Genomic DNA, 18,948 nt, shown 5'->3' with positions numbered 1-18,948 from the left:
ATGGCAACCACCGAGAACACCACCGAGAACACCGCCGAGATCACCGCCCCCGCACCCGGCCTGATCGCACTCCCCCAGACCACCGCCCGCGCCCTCATCGCCGTCGGCGCCGTCGCCACCATCGCCAGCACCTTCATGTCGTGGACCTACACGGCCGACTTCCCCGGGGACCTCACCTACTACGGCTCCCCGGCCGGCCTCCAGATCCTCGACCTCGTCGCCGGCGCGATCACCCTGCTCTTCGCGCTCACCCTCTTCGGCGTCCGCGGCCTGCGCTGGCTCAACCCGGCAGGCGCCACCGCGCCCGTCGTCCTCGCCGCCGCCTCCGCGTTCGCCGTCAGCTGGTTCAGCGCCATCGCCATCGCCGTCGACCTCAAGGGCCTCGTCGCCCTCGACCCCGGCGCCTACGTCACCGCCATCGGCTCCCTGATCGCCCTCGTCGGCACCCTCGCCCTCCCGAGCCCCGGCGACACCTTCAAGGACTGGGTCAGCAAGCCCGACCGCATCCCCGCGGCCCAGAAGCTCCCCGGCTGGGCCGAGCGCCTCGTCATCACCGCCGCCACCGCGGTCGCCCTGATCGTCTTCACCTACGGCATCGGCGTCGACCCCGAGGCCAGCGAGACCTTCATCGGCTACCTGCTGCTCGTCATCTTCGGCACCTGGGCACTCCAAGCCGCCGGACTCTTCGACCGGTTCGCCACGCTCAACGCCCGCCACAAGGGATTCGCCACCTCCATGGCGTTCCTCGCCGCGGCGGTCTTCCCCTTCGTCGAGAACAACGAGCACAACGCCAACCTCGGCGTGAACATCCTCGTCGTCGCCACCGTCGCCCTCGGCCTCAACATCGTCGTCGGCCTCACCGGACTCCTCGACCTCGGATACGTCGCCTTCCTCGGCGTCGGCGCCTACGCCGCGGCCCTCGTCTCCGGCTCCGAGTTCTCCCGCTTCTCCGGCGTCCAGTTCCCCTTCTGGGCCGCCATGCTCACCGGCATGGCCGCATCGCTCGTCTTCGGCGTCCTCATCGGCGCCCCCACCCTGCGACTGCGCGGCGACTACCTCGCCATCGTCACCCTCGGCTTCGGAGAGATCTTCCGCATCTCCGTCAACAACCTCGACGGCTCCTCCGGACCGAACCTGACCAACGGCCCCAACGGCATCTCGATGATCCCGGACCTCGACATCTTCGGGTTCAACCTCGGGAACTCGCACGACATCGGCTCGATCACCCTCGGCCGCTTCGCGAACTACTTCCTGCTGATGCTGATCATCACCGGCATCGTCGTGATCGTCTTCAACCGCGCCGCCGACTCCCGTATCGGCCGCTCCTGGATCGCCATCCGCGAGGACGAGACCGCCGCCACCGCCATGGGCATCAACGGCTTCCGCGTCAAGCTCATCGCCTTCGCCCTCGGCGCCTCCCTCGCCGGCCTCGCCGGCACGGTCAGCGCCCACGTCGGCTACAGCGTCAACCCGGCCCCGTACCAGTTCGCCGGCTCCGTACCACCCAACTCCGCCTTCCTGCTCGCCGCGGTCGTCCTCGGCGGCATGGGCACGGTCAACGGCCCCATCCTCGGCGCCACCCTGCTCTACCTCCTCCCCGAGAAGCTCGGCTTCCTGAAGGAGTACCAGCTCTTCGCCTTCGGCATCGCGCTCGTGATCCTCATGCGCTTCCGCCCCGAAGGCATCATCGCCAACCGCCGCCGCCAACTCGAATTCCACGAGTCCGACGACAGCGTCGACATCCCCGAACAAGGCCTGCCCGACTCCACCGTCGGCGTCACCAAGGCAGGGGCGTGACCCACATGACCACCACCACGGCCACCAGCCCCGTACTCGAGGCCAGCGGCGTCACCATGCGCTTCGGCGGCCTCACCGCCGTCCGCAGCGTCGACCTCACCGTCAACTCCGGCGAGATCGTCGGCCTCATCGGCCCCAACGGCGCGGGCAAGACCACCTTCTTCAACTGCCTCACCGGCCTGTACGTGCCGACCGAAGGCAAGGTCTCCTACAAGGGCACCGTCCTCCCGCCCAAGCCCCACCTCGTCACCAGCGCCGGCATCGCCCGCACCTTCCAGAACATCCGGCTCTTCGCCAACATGACCGTCCTGGAAAACGTGCTCGTCGGCCGCCACACCAGGACCAAGGAAGGCCTCTGGTCGGCCCTCCTGCGCGGCCCCGGCTTCCGCAAGGCAGAAGCCGCCTCCCGCGAACGCGCCATGGAACTGCTGGAGTTCATCGGCCTCGACCACAAGGCCGACCACCTCTCCCGCAACCTCCCCTACGGCGAACAGCGCAAGCTCGAAATCGCCCGCGCCATGGCGAGCGAACCGGGACTGCTGCTCCTGGACGAGCCCACGGCCGGCATGAACCCCCAGGAGACGCGCGCGACCGAAGACCTCGTCTTCGCCATCCGCGACAGGGGCATCGCCGTACTCGTCATCGAGCACGACATGCGCTTCATCTTCAACCTGTCCGACCGCGTCGCCTGCCTCGTCCAGGGCGAGAAGCTCGTCGAGGGCACCTCGGACGTCGTCCAGGGCGACGAACGCGTCATCGCCGCCTACCTCGGCACCCCCTTCGAGGGCGCCCCCGGCGCGGAAGAGGTCGCCGAGGTCGAAGCCGCCGAAGCCGCCGAGGCGGCGGTGGCCGCGGTGGCCGCGGAGACCCCCGAGGCCGACGAGACCCCCGAGGCCACGGAGACTCCTGAGCCCACGGAAGCCCCCGAGGCCACCGCCGCTCCCGAGGCTTCTGAGGCCGAGGAAACCCCCGAGGCCGCCGAGAGCGACGCCGCCGCGGAGGGCACCACCAGCAAGGAAGGAAACGCCCAGTGACCGCACTGCTCGAGGTCGAAGACCTCAAGGTCGCCTACGGCAAGATCGAAGCCGTCAAGGGCATCTCCTTCTCCGTCGAAGCCGGCCAGATCGTCACCCTCATCGGCACCAACGGCGCCGGAAAGACGACCACCCTGCGCACCCTCTCCGGGCTCCTCAAGCCCACCTCGGGCCGCATCACCTTCGACGGCAAACCCCTCAGCAACATCCCCGCCCACAAGATCGTCTCCCTGGGCCTCGCCCACTCCCCCGAGGGACGCCACATCTTCCCCCGGCTGACGATCACCGAGAACCTCCAGCTCGGCGCGTTCCTGCGCTCCGACAAGGCAGGCATCGAGAAGGACATCCAGCGCGCCTACGACCTCTTCCCCATCCTGGGTGAACGCCGCAAGCAGGCCGCGGGAACCCTCTCCGGCGGCGAGCAGCAGATGCTGGCCATGGGCCGCGCGCTCATGTCCCAGCCCAAGCTGCTCATGCTCGACGAACCCTCCATGGGCCTCTCGCCGATCATGATGCAGAAGATCATGGCCACCATCGCCGAACTCAAGTCCGACGGCACGACCATCCTCCTCGTCGAGCAGAACGCCCAGGCGGCGCTCTCCCTCGCCGATCAGGGACACGTCATGGAGGTCGGCAACATCGTCCTCTCCGGCACCGGCCAGGACCTGCTGCACGACGAGTCGGTACGCAAGGCCTACCTGGGCGAGGACTGACACCAGGCTCCGGCCGTACGACCGTACGGCCGCTGTACGAAGAGGCCCGCGCCCCCCGGGGGGCGCGGGCCTCTTCGTCACTCACCCATACCGCTCGCCGGGCAATCAGCCGGCGAAATTCTCGATCGGCCTGGTGAAGTCGGCACCGAGTTGCGACATCGCGTGGCCGAACTCCGTCTCACTGATCGCCTCACGGAGCGTGACCAGTACGGCACGGACGCCGCCGTCGGCCTCGTCCGGCTTGAGCACGTTGCGCTGAGCCACACGCCGCACGAGCTCGTCGTAGTCGAAACGCTCGATCTCGGCGGTGGCACCCCGCCGAACAGACTCCGCCAGACCCTCCGGGAGCTCCAGCGCCAGATTCCGCGCCTCACCCGAGCTCAGCCGATGCGCGAGCGTCTCCAGCGTGGCACGCGCGAGGTCGGCCGACTCCTGCCGGGACAGGCCCGTACGTTCCGACACCGCTTGGACGAACGCCTTCTCTTCCACGCGCTGTCTCCTTTGCCGCCCTGCCGGTCCGAAGGCCACCCGGCCCCAAAACCAGCCTGACACGCGGTCGCCGGGCTCGCGCGCGCAAGCGACGGCACCCCGGCACGGGCCGCCCGCACTTACCCCTTGGAGGACTTCTTCTCCTCGGCGTCCGCGATGACCGCCTCGGCGACCTGCTGCATCGACATACGGCGGTCCATGGAGGTCTTCTGGATCCACCGGAACGCGGCGGGCTCCGTCAGCCCGTACTGCGTCTGGAGCACGGACTTGGCCCGGTCCACCAGCTTCCGCGTCTCCAGACGCTGACTGAGGTCCGCGACCTCCCGCTCCAACTGCTTCAACTCCGTGAACCGCGAGACGGCCATCTCGATCGCCGGTACGACGTCGCTCTTGCTGAAGGGCTTCACGAGATACGCCATCGCGCCCGCGTCACGGGCCCGCTCGACGAGGTCGCGCTGCGAGAACGCGGTGAGCATCAGCACGGGGGCGATGCCCTCCTCGGCGATCTTCTCGGCCGCCGAGATCCCGTCCAGCTTGGGCATCTTGACGTCGAGAATCACGAGGTCGGGCTTGTGCTCACGGGCCAGCTCGACGGCCTGTTCCCCGTCCCCCGCCTCGCCCACGACGGCGTAACCCTCTTCCTCGAGCATCTCTTTGAGGTCGAGGCGGATCAGGGCCTCGTCCTCGGCGATGACGACACGGGTCGTCAGCGGAGGCACGTGCGACTTGTCGTCGTCGGCGACGGGCTGGGGCGACTCGGGGGCGGTCACGGGGGCTCCTCGTTCAGGGCGGGGTACTGCTGACAAGAGCCTACCCAGCTGCGGTATGGTGGTGTCACGGCGGGTGACCGCTGACCTTCATTTCGAAGGGGCCCCGGTAGCCCAGCGGTAGAGGCCATGGATTCAAAACCCATACAGCGTCGGTTCGAATCCGACTCGGGGCACTTTTCCTTGGATTCCAAGGTCACCACAGAAAAGCGGATGTTCCCGTTCTCGTGAACATCCGCTTTTTTGCTGCGCACGGCCACGATCACTCGCCCAGAGTTACCACATGTACGACATGGGCACACGCAAGCGAGCTCTGGCTCTGGTTGCTCAAGGACGCAGTCTGAACTCGGTGAGCAAGGAGACCGGGGTGTCGCGCTCCGCGATCCGGTCCTGGCAGATACGCGTCGAGCCCCTCGACCGGAACCGCGCACAGCCCTGTCCACGGTGCTGCGACGCTCCGCACGGACCTTCCGATCCAGCCGCGTACGCCTACCTGTTGGGCCTCTATCTCGGAGACGGCTGCATCAGCCGCCTCCGAAGAGGGGCCTACTTCCTCCGCATCGCATGCGCGGATGCCTGGCCTGGCCTCATCGACGCCTGCGCCGAAGCCATGCAGATCCTGCGCCCCGCGAACAAGGTCTTCCGCGTCCAGCGCCAGGGCTGTCAGTACGTCACGTGCTACAGCAAGCACTGGCCCTGCCTGTTCCCGCAGCACGGCCCCGGCAAGAAGCATGAGCGCGCGATCGTTCTCGAACCCTGGCAACAGGAAATCGTCGACGCTCATCCCTGGGAATTCGTCCGTGGCCTCATCCACTCCGACGGATGCCGGATCATCAACTGGACGACCCGGCCGGTCGACGGTGTGTGCAAGCGTTATGAGTATCCCCGGTATTTCTTCACCAATATGTCCGACGACATCCGCCGGCTCTACACCGAGACACTGGACAAGCTCGGCATTCAGTGGACGCACTGCACCCGCAACGGAAAGCCGTACAACATCTCCGTTGCCAAGAAGGCCTCCGTCGCCCTCATGGACGCCCACGTAGGCCCCAAATTCTGATCCCCTCTCCTTGGGTGCTACTTGGGGCTGTCGTCCTCTCCGATGTGGTGGACGCGGACGAGGTTCGTGGTGCCCGAGACGCCGGGCGGGGAGCCGGCGGTGATGACGACGATGTCGCCCTTTTCGCAGCGGCCGTACCTCAGGAGGAGTTCGTCCACCTGGTCGACCATCGCGTCGGTGGAGCCGACATGCGGCCCCAGGAACGTTTCTACGCCCCAGGTCAGGTTCAGCTGGGAGCGGGTCGCCGGGGTGGGGGTGAAGGCGAGGAGGGGGATCGGGGAGCGGTAGCGGGAGAGGCGGCGGACCGTGTCGCCGGACTGGGTGAAGGCGACGAGGAACTTGGCGCCGAGGAAGTCGCCCATCTCCGCCGCCGCGCGGGCGACCGCGCCGCCCTGGGTGCGGGGTTTGTTGCGGTCGGTGAGGGGCGGGAGGCCCTTGGCGAGGATGTCCTCCTCGGCGGCCTCGACGATGCGGGACATCGTCCGGACGGTTTCCACGGGGTATTTGCCGACGCTCGTCTCGCCGGAGAGCATCACGGCGTCCGTGCCGTCGATGACGGCGTTGGCGACGTCGGAGGCCTCGGCGCGGGTGGGGCGGGAGTTGTCGATCATCGAGTCGAGCATCTGGGTGGCGACGATGACCGGCTTGGCGTTGCGTTTGGCCAGTTTGATGGCGCGCTTCTGGACGATCGGGACCTGTTCGAGGGGCATTTCGACGCCCAGGTCGCCGCGGGCGACCATGATGCCGTCGAAGGCGGCGACGATGTCGTCGATCGCTTCGACCGCCTGGGGCTTCTCGACCTTGGCGATGACGGGGAGGCGGCGGCCTTCCTCGTCCATGATGCGGTGGACGTCTTCGATGTCGCGGCCGCTGCGGACGAAGGAGAGGGCGATGACGTCGAAGCCGGTGCGCAGGGCCCAGCGGAGGTCTGCTTCGTCCTTGTCGGAGAGGGCGGGGACGGAGACGGCGACGCCGGGGAGGTTGAGGCCCTTGTGGTCGGAGACCATGCCGCCTTCGATGACGGTGGTGTGGACGCGGGGGCCGTCGACGGCGGTGACCTCGAGGCAGACCTTGCCGTCGTCGACGAGGATGCGTTCGCCGGGGGTGACGTCGGCCGCGAGGCCCGAGTAGGTGGTGCCGCAGGTGAGGCGGTCGCCTTCGGCGCCTTCTTCGACGGTGATGGTGAAGGTGTCTCCGCGTTCAAGGAGTACGGGGCCTTCGGTGAAGCGGCCGAGTCGGATCTTCGGGCCTTGAAGGTCGGCGAGCAGTCCGACGCTGCGGCCGGTCTCGTCGGAGGCCTTTCGCACGCGCTGGTAGCGCTCCTCGTGTTCGGCGTAGGTGCCGTGGCTGAGGTTGAAGCGGGCTACGTCCATTCCTGCGTCGACCAGGGCTTTGAGCTGGTCGTACGAGTCGGTGGCGGGGCCCAATGTACAGACGATTTTTGCTCGGCGCATGGTTTGAGCCTAGGCCTTACCGGTCGGTAGAGAATTGGTCCAGCGTGACTACTCAACAACCTTTGCGTGAAGCCTTATTGACAACAGTTGAATTGTGCGTGGGGGTGCTCTGATGAGCGGGTCGGTGCTTTATGGCGGCCGGTCCGCGCTTTAGAGTTCCGGCGGTGCCATTGTGAATCGGGCGTTGACCTGGGCGTAGACGTGTTGGCGTTGGGGTTCGAGGTCGAGGGGGGCTGCTTCTTCGGGGGCGGCGCCGGCGAAGGACATGGAGCGCATGGCGCGGCCGGGGGTGGCGGGGTAGGGCTGGGTGTTCTCGGCGCCGATGTCGGCGAGTTCGACGAGGGCGGCGAGGGTGGTGCCGAGGGCGTCGGCGTATTCGCGGGCGCGTTGGACGGCTTCGCGGACCGCTTGTTGGCGGGCTTGGCGGTGGGAGGGCGAGTCGGGGCGCAGGGCCCACCAGGGGCCGTCGACGCTGGTGAGGTCGAGGTCCGCGAGGCGGGTCGTGAGTTCGCCGAGTGCGGTGAAGTCGGTGAGTTCGGCGGTGAGGTGGACGCGGCCGTGGTAGGCCCGGATGCGTTCGCCTCGGCCGTGTTTGGTGAGTTCGGGGCTGATGGAGAAGGCGCCGGTTTCGAGGTGTTCGACGACGTCTCCGTAGGACTTGACGAGGTCCATCGCGGTGGCGTTGCGGCGGGTGAGGTCGGCGAGGGCGTCGCGTCGGTCGGTGCCGCGGGCGCTGACGGTGATGCCGATGCGGGCGATCTCGGGGTCGACTTCGAGGTGGGCTTCGCCGCGGACGGCGATGCGGGGTGCTGCGGGGGTTCCGTAGGGGACTGCGGGTCGGGGTTCCTCTGCGGTGGGGGTCATACGCCCCACTCTGTCACCGGAAGGGTGGTCGTGGTGCCCGGTGGTCACCAGATGGAAACCTCCAGGACCTGTTCTGGTGTGTCATGTTTGGGTCAGAATCTACGCGCGTCGTTGACCATTCCCCAAGGAGCCATAGACATGCCGTTGAACCGCCGGAAGTTCCTGAAGAAGTCCGCCGTGACGGGTGCGGGGGTGGCGTTGACCGGTGCGGTCGCGGCTCCGTCCGCGCAGGCGGCGACCTCGGCGACGGCAGGGGGTGGGAAGAAGCCTGTGAAGCGGTACTCCCTCACCGTCATGGGCACGACGGACCTGCATGGACACGTCTTCAACTGGGACTACTTCAAGGACGCGGAGTACAAGGACACCGCGGGCAACGCGCAGGGTCTGGCGCGGATCTCGACGCTGGTGAACGAGATCCGCAAGGAGAAGGGGCGGTGCAACACGCTCCTTCTGGACGCGGGCGACACGATCCAGGGCACTCCGCTGACGTACTACTACGCGAAGGTGGACCCGATCACCGCCAAGGGTGGTCCGGTGCACCCGATGGCGCAGGCGATGAACGCGATCGGCTATGACGCGGTGGCGCTGGGCAACCATGAGTTCAACTACGGCATCGAGACGCTGCGGAAGTTCGAGTCGCAGTGCCGCTTCCCGCTGCTGGGTGCGAACGCGCTGGACGCGAAGACGCTGAAGCCCGCCTTCCCGCCGTACTTCATGAAGACATTCCATGTGCCGGGTGCCCCGTCGGTGAAGGTGGCGGTGCTCGGTCTGACGAACCCGGGTATCGCGATCTGGGACAAGGCGTACGTCCAGGGGAAGTTGACGTTCCCGGGTCTGGAGGAGCAGGCGGCGAAGTGGGTGCCGAAGCTGCGGTCGATGGGTGCGGACGTGGTGGTGGTGTCGGCGCACTCCGGTTCGTCCGGCACGTCCTCGTACGGTGACCAGCTGCCGTACGTCGAGAACTCGGCGGCGCTCGTCGCCCAGCAGGTGCCGGGGATCGACGCGATTCTCGTCGGGCACGCGCATGTGGAGATCCCCGAGCTGAAGGTCACCAACGCCGAGACCGGCAGGACGGTGGTGCTGTCGGAGCCGCTGGCGTACGCGGAGCGGCTGTCGGTGTTCGACTTCGAGCTGGTCTTCGAGAAGGGGAAGTGGCAGGTCGAGTCGGTGGCGGCGTCCGTCCGCAACTCGAACTCGGTCGCCGACGACCCGAAGATCACCCGGCTGCTGAAGGACGAGCACGATCTGGTGGTGGCGTATGTCAACCAGGTCGTCGGCACGGCCACGGACACGCTGACGACGGTCGAGGCGCGTTACAAGGACGCCCCGATCATCGACCTGATCACCAAGGTGCAGGAGGACGTGGTCAAGGCGGCGCTGGTGGGTACGGAGTACGCGTCGCTGCCGGTGATCGCGCAGGCGTCGCCGTTCTCGCGGACCTCCGAGATCCCGGCGGGCAAGGTGACGATCCGGGATCTGTCGAGCCTGTACGTGTATGACAACACGCTGGTCGCGAAGGTGCTGACGGGGGCGCAGGTGCGGGCGTACCTGGAGTACTCGGCGAACTACTTCGTGCGGACGGCGGCCGGTGCGGTGGTCGACACGGAGAAGCTGACGAACGCGAACAACCGTCCGGACTACAACTACGACTATGTGTCGGGGCTCCGGTACGACATCGACATCGCGCAGGCGGAGGGTTCACGGATCAAGAACCTGACGTACAACGGTGCGGCGCTGGACGACGCGCAGCAGTTCGTGTTCGCGGTGAACAACTACCGGGCGAACGGTGGCGGTGCCTTCCCGCATGTGGCGTCCGCGAAGGAGGTCTGGTCGGAGTCGACGGAGATCCGTACGCGGATCGCCGAGTGGGTGACGGCGAAGGGTGTGCTCGACCCGAAGGAGTTCGCTTCGGTGGACTGGAAGCTCACGCGCGACGGCACGCCGGTTTTCTAGGCCGCCTGTTTTCCAGGCCGCCCGATTTCCAGGCCGCCTGTTTGCTCGCACGCTTGTTTTCTGGACCCCGGACGTGTGTCCGGGGTCTTCTTCTTACCGTCCGTCGACGAGCGGGCTGAGGGTCTGGGCGGTGTGGCGGGCGGGCGGGACCTGGGACTGGGGTTCGAGTCCGAAGGCGGTGAAGGCGGTGCGGCGCGGGAGCGGGTAGGGGTCCTTGCCGGTCAGCGAGTTGAGGATGGTGGCGCTGCGCCAGGCGGCGAGGCCGAGGTCGGGGGCCCCGACGCCGTGGGTGTGGAGTTCGGCGTTCTGGACGTAGACCCGGCCGTTGACGCAGGGGTCGAGAACCAGGCGGAACTGGTCGTCGATGCGGGGGCGTTCGGCGCCGTCGCGGCGCAGGTAGGGGTCGAGTCCGGCGAGGATCTGGCCGAGGGGGCGTTCACGGTAGCCGGTGGCGAGGACGACGGCGTCGGTGAAGAGGCGCGTGCGGGTGCCCTGTTGGCCGTGTTCGAGGTGGAGTTCGACCTGGGTGGCGGCGACGCGGCCCGCGGCGCGGACGGTGACGGCGGGGGTGAGGACGGCGTCGGGCCAGCCGCCGTGAAGGGTGCGGCGGTAGAGCTCGTCGTGGATGGCGGCGATGGTGTCGGCGTCGATGCCCTTGTGGAGCTGCCATTGCGCGGCGACGAGCCGGTCGCGTACGGGCTCGCTGAGGGCGTGGAAGTAGCGGGTGTAGTCGGGGGTGAAGTGTTCGAGGCCCAGCTTGGAGTACTCCATCGGGGCAAAGGCCTCGGTGCGGGCGAGCCAGTGGATCTGCTCGTGTCCGGCGGGCCGGTTGCGCAGGAGGTCGAGGAAGACCTCGGCGCCTGACTGTCCCGCGCCGATGACGGTGATGTGTTCGGCGGTGAGGAACTGCTCGCGGTGGGCGAGGTAGTCCGCGGCGTGGATGACGGGGACGCCGGGGGCTTCGACGAGGGGTTTGAGGGGGTCGGGGATGTGGGGTGCGGTGCCGACGCCGAGGACGATGTTGCGGGTGTACGTCCGGCCGAGGGCCTCGGCTTCTCCCTCGTTGTCGAGTTGGGTGAAGTCGACCTCGAACAGGTTGCGTTCGGGGTTCCAGCGGACGGCGTCGACCTGGTGGCCGAAGTGGAGTCCGGGGAGGCGGCCCGCGACCCAGCGGCAGTAGGCGTCGTATTCGGCGCGCTGCATGTGGAAGCGCTCGGCGAAGTAGAAGGGGAAGAGGCGTTCGCGGTCCTTGAGGTAGTTGAGGAAGGACCAGGGGCTGGCGGGGTCGGCGAGGGTGACCAGGTCGGCGAGGAAGGGGACTTGGAGGGTGGCGCCGTCGATGAGCAGGCCCGGGTGCCAGTCGAAGCCGGGGCGTTGTTCGTAGAAGACGGTGTCGAGTTCGGGGAGGGGGTGGGCGAGGGCGGCGAGGGAGAGGTTGAACGGGCCGATGCCGATGCCCACGAGGTCGCGGGGCGCGTCGGGCTCGTGGGGTGGGGGGAGGGGCGTCGGGCTCATCGGGGTGTGTGTCCTTCCACCAGTTTCAGGAGCGCGGCCAGGTCGCCCGGCCGGGTGTAGGGGTTGAGGAGGGTGGCTTTGAGCCAGAGGCGGTCGTCGAGCAGGGCTCGGCCGAGGACGGCGCGTCCTTCGTGGAGGAGGGTGCGGCGTACGGTGGCGACGGCTTCGTCGGAGGCCTCGGCGGGCCGGAACAGGACGGTGCTGAGGGTGGGCGGGTCGTAGAGCTCGAAGCCGGGGTGTGCCTCGACGAGGTCCGCCAGTTCGACGGCGCGGGCGCAGACCTGGTCGACGAGCGCACCAAGTCCCGCTCGTCCCAGGGTTTTGAGGGTGACGGCGACTTTGAGGATGTCGGGGCGTCGGGAGGTGCGCAGGGAGCGGCCGAGGAGGTCGGGGAGGCCCGCTTCGGTGTCGTCGTCGGCGTTGAGGTAGTCGGCGCGGTGGCTCAGGGCGTCGAGGTCGTGGGGGTCCTTGACGGCGAGGAGGCCTGCGGCGACGGGCTGCCAGCCGAGTTTGTGCAGGTCGAGGGTGACGGTGTGGGCGCGGTCGAGTCCGTCGAGTTTGCCGCGGTGGTGGTCGCTGAAGAGGAGGCCTCCGCCGTAGGCGGCGTCGATGTGGAGGCGGGTGCCGTGGGCTTCGCAGAGGTCGGCGATGTCGGGCAGGGGGTCGATGAGTCCGGCGTCGGTGGTGCCGGCGGTGGCGGCGACGAGGAGGGAGCCGCGGGGGCCCTGCCCGTGGCGGAGCCGCTGATCGCCACAGTCGGTGAGGGCTTCGTCCAGGGCGGCGAGGTCCATGACGCCGGCGGGGGCGGGGACGACGACGGGGTCGGGCAGGCCGAGGAGCCAGGCGGCGCGGAGCAGGGAGTGGTGGGCGTTGGCGCCGCAGATGAGCCGCACACCGGCGTAGGCCTCCCGGGCGAGGAGGAGGGCGAGTTGGTTGGACTCGGTGCCGCCGGTGGTGACGAGGGCTGTGCTCTTGTGCGGCTCGTTGCTCTTGCGCGGCTTGTTCGCCCTTTTGTAGACCTCGGTGGCCAGGGCCTCGGTGACGAGTGCTTCCAGTTCCGAGGCGGCCGGGGCCTGGTCCCAGGAGTCCATGGAGGGGTTGAGGGCGGAGGCGGCGAGGTCGGCGGCGGTGGCGACGGCGAGGGGTGGGCAGTGCAGGTGGGCGACGCACAGGGGGTCGGCGGGGTCTGCGGCGCCCTCCGCGAGGGCCTGTACGAGGACGCGTAGGGCGTCTTCGGTCCCCTGTTCGGGCAGTACGTCGGCGACCGCGTCCCGTAGGCGCCGGGCCACGCTCTCCGGTCCGCCGGCGGGCAGGGGGCCTCCGCGTGCCTCTCGGCCGTCTCGCAGCGCGTCGAGGACGGTGTCGAGCAGCGGCCGCAGCGCGCCGGGATCTTCGGGGCCTGAGGCGAGGGGCGGCGTGCTCATGAGGTGTCCTCCGGTGGGCGCGCGGCAGGGGGTTACCAGCCTGTACGGGGATGGGGTCTGCGCGCCCTGAAAGGTCAACGATCCGACCCGAAAGGGGGTACTGGGGGGTGGAGGAAATGTGGGTGGGGGGTGGAGGTGCTAGACGCCGCGCCGATGCCGGACCGGGTTTCCTCGCCCCCGCCGCCCCTACCCGTCCCATCCCCGGGGGCTCCGCCCCTTCGACCCCACTGGGGGCTGCCGCCCCCAGACCCCCGCATCGGCCTGAACGGCCTCGTCCTCAAACGCCGGACGGGCTGAGAGATGCGCGCCAGCGCCTTTAGGGGCGCGGGGAACTGCGCGACCAGCCCCCACCGGCCCGCGGCCGAAACGAAGCGGGTGGGTGGGGGCGTGGGGAACTGTGTGAGCGGTCTCCGCCGGACTGTGGGTGGAGGTCGTGGTCAGGCGGTTCGTACCTTCAGGGCCCTTGACAGGTCGTCGAGTTGGTCGACGAGTTTGCGGCGGAGGGCGGGGATGGGGTCGGCGTCGCGGAGGCAGGCTTCGCCGAGGGCGAGGGTTTCGGGGGTGACCGCGTGGACGGGGAACGCGTAGCGCCCGGCCGCGTCGGCGATGGCGGGGCCCCGGCGTGCGGCGAGGGCGACGGCGTCGGCCCAGTAGCGCTCGACGTACTCCCGGACGAGGTCGGTCTGTTCGGGCTGCCAGAAGCCCCGGGCGGTGGCGGTGAAGAGGTAGTTGGAGAGGTGGTCGGAGGTGAACATCTCCTCCCAGGCGTGGCGTTTGGCCTCGGGGTCGGGCAGCGCGGCGCGGCAGCGGGCGGCGCCTTCCTGGCCGGTGGCGCTGGGGTCCTGGACGAGTTCGGCGTCGATGACGGCGTCGTCGATGGCGCCGAGGACGGCGAGCCGGCCGAGGATGCGCCAGCGCAGTTCGGGGTCGAGTTCGGGGCCGCCGGGGACGGTTCCTTCGGAGAACCAGGCGCTGATGGTGTCGGGGTGGGCGGCGACGTCGATGAAGTGGCGTACGGCGGTGAGGCGCAGGCCGGGGTTGGAGCCGTCCTCGGTGCGGCGGATGAGGTCGCGGCAGAGGTCGGTGAGGGTAGCGAGGGCGGTGGGTCGGTCCTCGGGGGCGAGGTAGCGGTCGGCGACGTGGGCGGCCGCGAAGGACAGGACGCCTTGGACGAGGGCGAGGTCGGTCTCGTGCGGGAGGTGGGCACGGGTGGCGTCCACGTAGGCCATGGCGGGGAGTTCGCCGTCGCGGACGGCGTCGCGCAGGGCGTTCCAGACGACGGCGCGGGTGAGGGGTTCGGGCAGTCCGGAGAGGCGTGTGCGGACGGCGTCGAGGGACTCGGCGTCGAAGCGGATCTTGGCGTAGGTGAAGTCGCCGTCGTTGAGGAGGACGAGGGCGGGGCGTGGGCCGGCGGCGCTGATGCCGGTGTTGCCGGTGGTGGGGAGGTCCGCCTCCAGGCGATGGCGCGGGGTCAGGAGGCGCGCGTCGTGGAGGTCGTGGTCGTAGACGCCGATGGTGATGCGGTGCGGGCGCTTGCCGCCGAGCGACTCGAGGGTGGTGAGATGGGTGAGGCCGTCGCGGCTCTTGGTGGGGTCGGGCTTGGACCAGACTCCGGGGCTGGGCTCGTGCCGGATGTCGAGGTGCCAGTTCCCGTCCTCGGTTCGGACTTCGGGGGTGAGGGTGTCGACGCCGGTGGTGCGCAGCCAGGAGTCGGCCCAGGCGTGGACGTCGCGTTCGGTGGCGGAGGCGAGGTTGTCGATGAAGTCGGCGAGGGTGGCGTTGGCGAACCGGTGGCGGGCGAAGTGGGTGTTGATGCCGGCCAGGAAGTCCTTCTCGCCGAGCCAGGTGACGAGTTGGCGCAGGGCCGAGGCGCCCTTGGCGTAGGAGATGCCGTCGAAGTTGAGCATGGCGGACGCGGTGTCGGGGACGGCGTCCGGGTCGGGGGCGACGGGGTGGGTGGAGGGGCGCTGGTCGGCGTCGTAGCCCCAGGGTTTGCGGGTGACGCCGAAGTCGGTCCAGGTGTCGGTGAAGCGGGTGGCTTCGGTGAGGGTCTGGTAGCCCATGTACTCGGCGAAGGACTCGTTCAGCCAGATGTCGTCCCACCAGCGCAGGGTGACGAGGTCGCCGAACCACATGTGGGCCATTTCGTGGGCGATGACCATGGCGCGGGTCTGGCGTTCGGTGTCGGTGACGGCGGAGCGGTAGACGAACTCGTCGCGGAAGGTGACGAGGCCGGGGTTCTCCATGGCGCCGGCGTTGAATTCGGGGACGAACGCCTGGTCGTAGGAGTCGAAGGGGTAGGGCTCGTCGAACTTCTCGTGGTAGCGGTCGAAGCAGGCGCGGGTGATGTCGAGGATCTCGTCGGCGTCGGCGTCGAGGTAGGGGGCGAGCGAGCGGCGGCAGTGGATGCCGAAGGGCAGGCCGCGGTGCTCGGTGCGGACGGAGTGCCAGGGGCCGGCGGCGACGGCGACGAGGTAGGTGGAGATCAGCGGGGTGGGGGCGGCCTGCCAGCGGCCCTCGCCGAGGTGTTCGGTGACGCCGTTGGCGAGGACGGTCCAGCCGTCGGGGGCGGTCACGGAGAGTTCGAAGACGGCCTTCAGGTCGGGCTGGTCGAAGGCGGCGAAGACGCGCTGGACGTCCTCCATGAACAGCTGGGTGTAGAGGTAGGTCTCACCGTCGGTGGGGTCGGTGAAGCGGTGCATGCCCTCGCCGGTGCGGGAGTAGCGCATCCGTGTGTCGACGCGCAGTTCGTGCTCGCCCGCGGTGAGGCCCTTGAGGGGCAGCCGGTTCTCGTCGAGGGTCTCGGGGTCGAGGGGTTGTCCGTCGAGGGTGACGGAGCGCAGCTCGGCGGGCTTCAGCTCGACGAAGGTGTCCGCGTCGGCGCGGGCGGTGAAGCGGATGACGGTCAGGGAGTCGAAGGTCTCGTCCCCGCGGGTCACGTCAAGTGCGATCCCGTAGTGGTGGACGTCGAGGAGCTGGGCACGGGTCTGCGCTTCGTCGCGCGTCAGTACGGACATGGGGGACATGCTGCCTGATGGCTCGGGCAGGGCACAGGGGTGGCCCAGTATGCGGCTTTTGCGTGGCGTCGGTGCGGCATCAGTGGGGCGTTGGTTCGACATGGTCACGGTGGGAGCGGCGTGGTCAGGGGGCACTCAGGGGTGCTCGGGGGTGTTCGGGGTGGGGGCGGCTCGGGGCGGGCGGTGCGGCGCGTTTCTTCATCTGGGCGCGTAACTCGCGTACCTCCGCCTCCAGGGCGCGGTGGCGCCGGTGGGTGTCGTACAGGTAGCGGACCTTGGTACGCAGGGTCCAGGGGTCGACGGGTTTCATGACGAGGTCGGCGACGCCGAGGGTGAACGCGGTGGCGGACAGCTCGGTGTCCGGGCCGAAGCCGGTGAGCAGGATGACCGGGATGTGCTGGGTCTGTTCGACGCGGCGCATGTAGCGCACGACGTCGAGGCCGCTGACGCCGGGCATGCGCACGTCGAGGAGGAGCAGTCCGATCTGGCCGCGCAGTACTTCCTTGAGGGCGTCGTCGCCGCTGGTCGCGCGGGTCATGGGGTGGCCCAGCGGGGCGAGGGCGCTTTCGAGCGCGTACAGCGTGTCCTCGTGGTCGTCGACGATGAGGATCTTGGCATCCGACGGCATGGCCCGACGTCCCCTCGATCGGCCACACGCCTGCCCGGGCCGGTACGGGCGGGTGGCGGGTGACACGGAGGGCGGGCGCCCTGGGGCCCGTACGGACGGACGACCGGCATGTGCCATTGGCCTGACACCTGACAGGGAGTGCTCACGCAGGATGCACGCTGGGGCGCCCGGTGTCACTCCCCCGTGGCCGCGGTGCCGCGCCCGGCGCCGTCCGCGATGCTCTCGTGGTGGCGGATGACCTCGGCGATGATGAAATTCAGCAACTTTTCCGCGAAGGCCGGATCCAGCTTGGCGCTCTCGGCGAGGCGCCGCAGCCGGGCGATCTGGTGGGCCTCGCGGGACGGGTCGGCGGGCGGCAGCTGGTGGGCGGCCTTGAGGTGGCCGACCTGTTGGGTGCATTTGAAGCGTTCGGCGAGCATGTGGACGACGGCGGCGTCGATGTTGTCGATGCTGTCGCGCAGCCGGGCGAGTTCCGCGCGCACGGCGGGGTCGACCTCGTCGCCCACCCCGTCGTTCGTGTCGTTCGTGTTGTTCGTGTCGCTGGTGTTGCTGGTGTTGCTGGTGGTCATGGGGACCAACCCTACGTGGCGTTCCGGGGCTCGATCACGGGCGGATCGTCGGGGTCGGGCATGCGGTCGCTCCAGCCGCCGGAGAGGGTGCGGCCCTGCTGTTCGCGGAAGCGGACGGGGGCCATGCCGACACGGCGGGTGAACAGGCGGGAGAAGTAGGCGGGGTCGTCGTAGCCCACGCCTCGGGCGACCGCGGCGACGGGGAGTTCGGTGGCGGCGAGGAGCTCCTTGGCGCGGCCCAGGCGGATCCCGAGGAGGTAGTCCTTGGGGCTGCGGCCCGCGCCGCGGCGGACGGCGGCGCGCAGTCCGGCGAAGGTCATGCCGTGTCGGGCCGCGTGCTCGGCGACGGAATCTGCACGGGGTGCGGGCGCGGGGCTGCGGCTTGACGCGTTCGACGGTGGGGGTGTGGGGCGGGTGCCGTTCGGGGGCCGCCGATGGATGGTGGCCGCGGGCTGTACCGGGGCACCGTAGAGGCGCGTGGCGCCGCGGACGCCCTCCTCAAACTTCCGGGCCGGACACGGGGGTTGGGATCTTCTGCGGTTTGGCTGAGTTCGAGTGAGTTCTGACGCGCATGAGTGAGTATTGGTGTCCCCCCTTGTGCGAGCGTGGGGTGGGTGGGGCATCGGCCTTCGACCTCGTCCTCAAACGCCGGACGGGCTGGAGGGTGCGCGCAGCGCCCCTCCAGGGGCGCGGGGAACTGCGCGCTCAGCCCCCACTGACCGGCAGCCGAACGAAGCGGCCCGGGCGGGGGATCCGGGGCGCAGCCCCGGCCTCAGGGGCGCGGGGAACTGCGCGACCAGCCCCCGCCCGCCCGCGGCCGAAGAACACGCCGGGGATGGCGGGGGCGCAGCCCCTACAGGGTGGACGCCGCTCTGGCTATGTCGGCGGCGAAGGTCGAGACCTCGGAGTACACCCCGGGATACCCCGGCTCCGCACAGCCCTGTCCCCAACTGACGATCCCGACCTGGATGAACGCCCCGGAGTCGTCCTTGCGGAACATCGGGCCGCCGGAGTCACCCTGGCAGGTGTCGACCCCGCCCTGCTGGACGAACCCGGCGCAGATCTCGTCGCCGGGCACGAGATCGCTGCCGTACGCCTGCTGACAGGTGGCGTCGCTCACGAAGGGAACGGTGGCCTTGAGGAGGTAGCGCTGCTGGGCGCCGCCCTCGCGTGCGGCGCCCCACCCGGCGATGGTGAAGTTGCCGTTGTTGTACGCGGTGGTGGTGGCGATCTTCAGTGTGGGCTGGTTGACGGGCGAGGCGAGTTTGATCAGCGCCCAGTCCTTGCCCTTGCCGTTGTAGCCGGGCGCCTGGAGCACCTTGGTCGACTTGACCTTGGTCGCGCTGCTGCTCTGCAGGTCGACGACGCCGGTGGTGGCGGTGATGGAGGTGTTGTTGCCGGAGCCGCTGACACAGTGTGCGGCGGTGAGGACGATCTGCTGGGTGTAGAGCGCGCCGCCGCAGCCCATGGAGAGTCTGACCATGAACGGGAACTCTCCCTGCGCCGCGCGGGTGCCGCCGACGACGGGCGTGGGCGCGGCCTGTGCGGAGACGGGCTGGAGCGAGACGGTGGCGAGGGTGACGGCGCCGAGGGCGAGGACTCTCTTGAGGCCCGTGAACTTCTTCGGAGACTTCAACGTGCTTCCTCTCGTGGGGGGTTGGAAG

General features: G+C 69.2%; 15 protein-coding genes, 1 tRNA gene and 1 pseudogene. 6 read left to right on the top strand and 11 right to left on the bottom strand.

Going from position 1 to position 18,948, the window contains the following annotated elements:
- The 3 genes from OG819_RS24125 to OG819_RS24115 are packed head-to-tail and all read left to right on the top strand — an operon-like array spanning position 1 to position 3,544.
- Positions 1–1,797 (top strand): branched-chain amino acid ABC transporter permease, encoded by a 1,797-nt coding sequence (locus OG819_RS24125; RefSeq protein ID WP_266651139.1) that lies wholly within the window; start codon positions 1–3, stop codon positions 1,795–1,797.
- Entirely contained in the window at positions 1,794–2,831 is a 1,038-nt protein-coding gene (locus OG819_RS24120; RefSeq protein ID WP_266651138.1) for an ABC transporter ATP-binding protein, read from the top strand. The genes OG819_RS24125 and OG819_RS24120 overlap by 4 nt, the downstream gene beginning before the upstream one ends.
- A complete protein-coding gene (locus tag OG819_RS24115) occupies positions 2,828–3,544 on the top strand; it encodes an ABC transporter ATP-binding protein (protein WP_266415080.1) in 717 nt (238 codons plus the stop codon). Before OG819_RS24120 ends, OG819_RS24115 begins: the two co-directional genes overlap by 4 nt.
- Before the next feature lie 105 nt (positions 3,545–3,649).
- Here OG819_RS24115 and OG819_RS24110 read toward each other — a convergent pair whose 3' ends face one another.
- Both OG819_RS24110 and OG819_RS24105 read right to left on the bottom strand, forming a co-directional pair.
- Entirely contained in the window at positions 3,650–4,033 is a 384-nt protein-coding gene (locus OG819_RS24110; protein WP_266651137.1) for a DUF2267 domain-containing protein, read from the bottom strand.
- Positions 4,034–4,152: 119 nt separating this feature from the next.
- Positions 4,153–4,803 carry a response regulator gene (locus tag OG819_RS24105; RefSeq protein ID WP_266651136.1) on the bottom strand — a complete coding sequence of 217 codons (651 nt, stop codon included), beginning with the start codon at positions 4,801–4,803 and terminating at the stop codon, positions 4,153–4,155.
- A 100-nt stretch (positions 4,804–4,903) separates the two neighbouring features.
- Here OG819_RS24105 and OG819_RS24100 point away from each other — a divergent pair.
- Together OG819_RS24100 and OG819_RS24095 are read left to right on the top strand one after the other, a co-directional pair.
- A tRNA-Leu gene (locus OG819_RS24100) sits at positions 4,904–4,976 on the top strand.
- 107 nt (positions 4,977–5,083) lie between these two features.
- Complete coding sequence (locus OG819_RS24095) at positions 5,084–5,860, top strand: transcriptional regulator (RefSeq protein ID WP_266651135.1); 777 nt, start codon at positions 5,084–5,086, stop codon at positions 5,858–5,860.
- Between the two features lie 17 nt (positions 5,861–5,877).
- On the opposite strand, the gene pyk is transcribed toward OG819_RS24095, so the two are convergent.
- Positions 5,878–7,314, bottom strand: coding sequence for a pyruvate kinase (pyk, locus tag OG819_RS24090; RefSeq protein ID WP_266651134.1), 1,437 nt, complete (start codon positions 7,312–7,314; stop codon positions 5,878–5,880).
- Positions 7,315–7,464: 150 nt separating this feature from the next.
- Positions 7,465–8,178: an SIMPL domain-containing protein gene (locus OG819_RS24085; RefSeq protein ID WP_266651133.1), complete on the bottom strand. Its 714-nt coding sequence runs from the start codon at positions 8,176–8,178 to the stop codon at positions 7,465–7,467.
- 138 nt (positions 8,179–8,316) lie between these two features.
- On the opposite strand from OG819_RS24085, the gene OG819_RS24080 reads away from it, so the two are divergent.
- Positions 8,317–10,131: a 5'-nucleotidase C-terminal domain-containing protein gene (locus tag OG819_RS24080; RefSeq protein WP_266651132.1), complete on the top strand. Its 1,815-nt coding sequence runs from the start codon at positions 8,317–8,319 to the stop codon at positions 10,129–10,131.
- Between the two features lie 93 nt (positions 10,132–10,224).
- On the opposite strand, the gene OG819_RS24075 is transcribed toward OG819_RS24080, so the two are convergent.
- From OG819_RS24075 to OG819_RS24045, 7 genes and pseudogenes are all read right to left on the bottom strand, one after another.
- The gene (locus OG819_RS24075) at positions 10,225–11,646 is read right to left on the bottom strand and encodes a lysine N(6)-hydroxylase/L-ornithine N(5)-oxygenase family protein (protein ID WP_266623978.1); all 1,422 of its coding nucleotides are present in this window, start codon (positions 11,644–11,646) and stop codon (positions 10,225–10,227) included.
- On the bottom strand, positions 11,643–13,070 hold the full coding sequence (locus OG819_RS24070) for a pyridoxal-dependent decarboxylase (protein ID WP_266651131.1): 1,428 nt from the start codon (positions 13,068–13,070) through the stop codon (positions 11,643–11,645). The genes OG819_RS24075 and OG819_RS24070 overlap by 4 nt, the downstream gene beginning before the upstream one ends.
- A gap of 437 nt (positions 13,071–13,507) precedes the next feature.
- Positions 13,508–16,096: an aminopeptidase N gene (gene pepN / locus OG819_RS24065; RefSeq protein WP_266651130.1), complete on the bottom strand. Its 2,589-nt coding sequence runs from the start codon at positions 16,094–16,096 to the stop codon at positions 13,508–13,510.
- 115 nt (positions 16,097–16,211) lie between these two features.
- Complete coding sequence (locus OG819_RS24060; protein WP_266651129.1) at positions 16,212–16,715, bottom strand: response regulator; 504 nt, start codon at positions 16,713–16,715, stop codon at positions 16,212–16,214.
- A gap of 173 nt (positions 16,716–16,888) precedes the next feature.
- Entirely contained in the window at positions 16,889–17,284 is a 396-nt protein-coding gene (locus OG819_RS24055; RefSeq protein WP_266634250.1) for a chorismate mutase, read from the bottom strand.
- 11 nt (positions 17,285–17,295) lie between these two features.
- A pseudogene (locus OG819_RS24050) lies at positions 17,296–17,634 on the bottom strand (helix-turn-helix domain-containing protein); the annotation flags it as partial.
- Between the two features lie 503 nt (positions 17,635–18,137).
- A complete protein-coding gene (locus OG819_RS24045) occupies positions 18,138–18,920 on the bottom strand; it encodes a serine protease (protein ID WP_323136966.1) in 783 nt (260 codons plus the stop codon).
- Positions 18,921–18,948: the final 28 nt, after the last annotated feature.

The sequence above is a fragment of the Streptomyces sp. NBC_01549 genome, assembly GCF_026339955.1.
In the GTDB taxonomy this organism is placed as follows: Bacteria; Actinomycetota; Actinomycetes; order Streptomycetales; family Streptomycetaceae; genus Streptomyces.
This window is presented reverse-complemented; position numbering and strand designations above follow the sequence as displayed.

What these genes read in the sequence shown, in the direction of transcription:
- OG819_RS24125 (WP_266651139.1), top strand. Translation starts at nt 1, where the DNA reads ATGGCAACCACCGAGAACACCACCGAGAACACCGCCGAGATCACCGCC.
- OG819_RS24095 (WP_266651135.1), top strand. Translation starts at nt 5,084, where the DNA reads ATGTACGACATGGGCACACGCAAGCGAGCTCTGGCTCTGGTTGCTCAA.
- pyk (WP_266651134.1), bottom strand. Translation starts at nt 7,314, where the DNA reads ATGCGCCGAGCAAAAATCGTCTGTACATTGGGCCCCGCCACCGACTCG.
- OG819_RS24085 (WP_266651133.1), bottom strand. Translation starts at nt 8,178, where the DNA reads ATGACCCCCACCGCAGAGGAACCCCGACCCGCAGTCCCCTACGGAACC.
- OG819_RS24080 (WP_266651132.1), top strand. Translation starts at nt 8,317, where the DNA reads ATGCCGTTGAACCGCCGGAAGTTCCTGAAGAAGTCCGCCGTGACGGGT.
- OG819_RS24075 (WP_266623978.1), bottom strand. Translation starts at nt 11,646, where the DNA reads ATGAGCCCGACGCCCCTCCCCCCACCCCACGAGCCCGACGCGCCCCGC.
- OG819_RS24070 (WP_266651131.1), bottom strand. Translation starts at nt 13,070, where the DNA reads ATGAGCACGCCGCCCCTCGCCTCAGGCCCCGAAGATCCCGGCGCGCTG.
- pepN (WP_266651130.1), bottom strand. Translation starts at nt 16,096, where the DNA reads ATGTCCCCCATGTCCGTACTGACGCGCGACGAAGCGCAGACCCGTGCC.
- OG819_RS24060 (WP_266651129.1), bottom strand. Translation starts at nt 16,715, where the DNA reads ATGCCGTCGGATGCCAAGATCCTCATCGTCGACGACCACGAGGACACG.
- OG819_RS24055 (WP_266634250.1), bottom strand. Translation starts at nt 17,284, where the DNA reads ATGACCACCAGCAACACCAGCAACACCAGCGACACGAACAACACGAAC.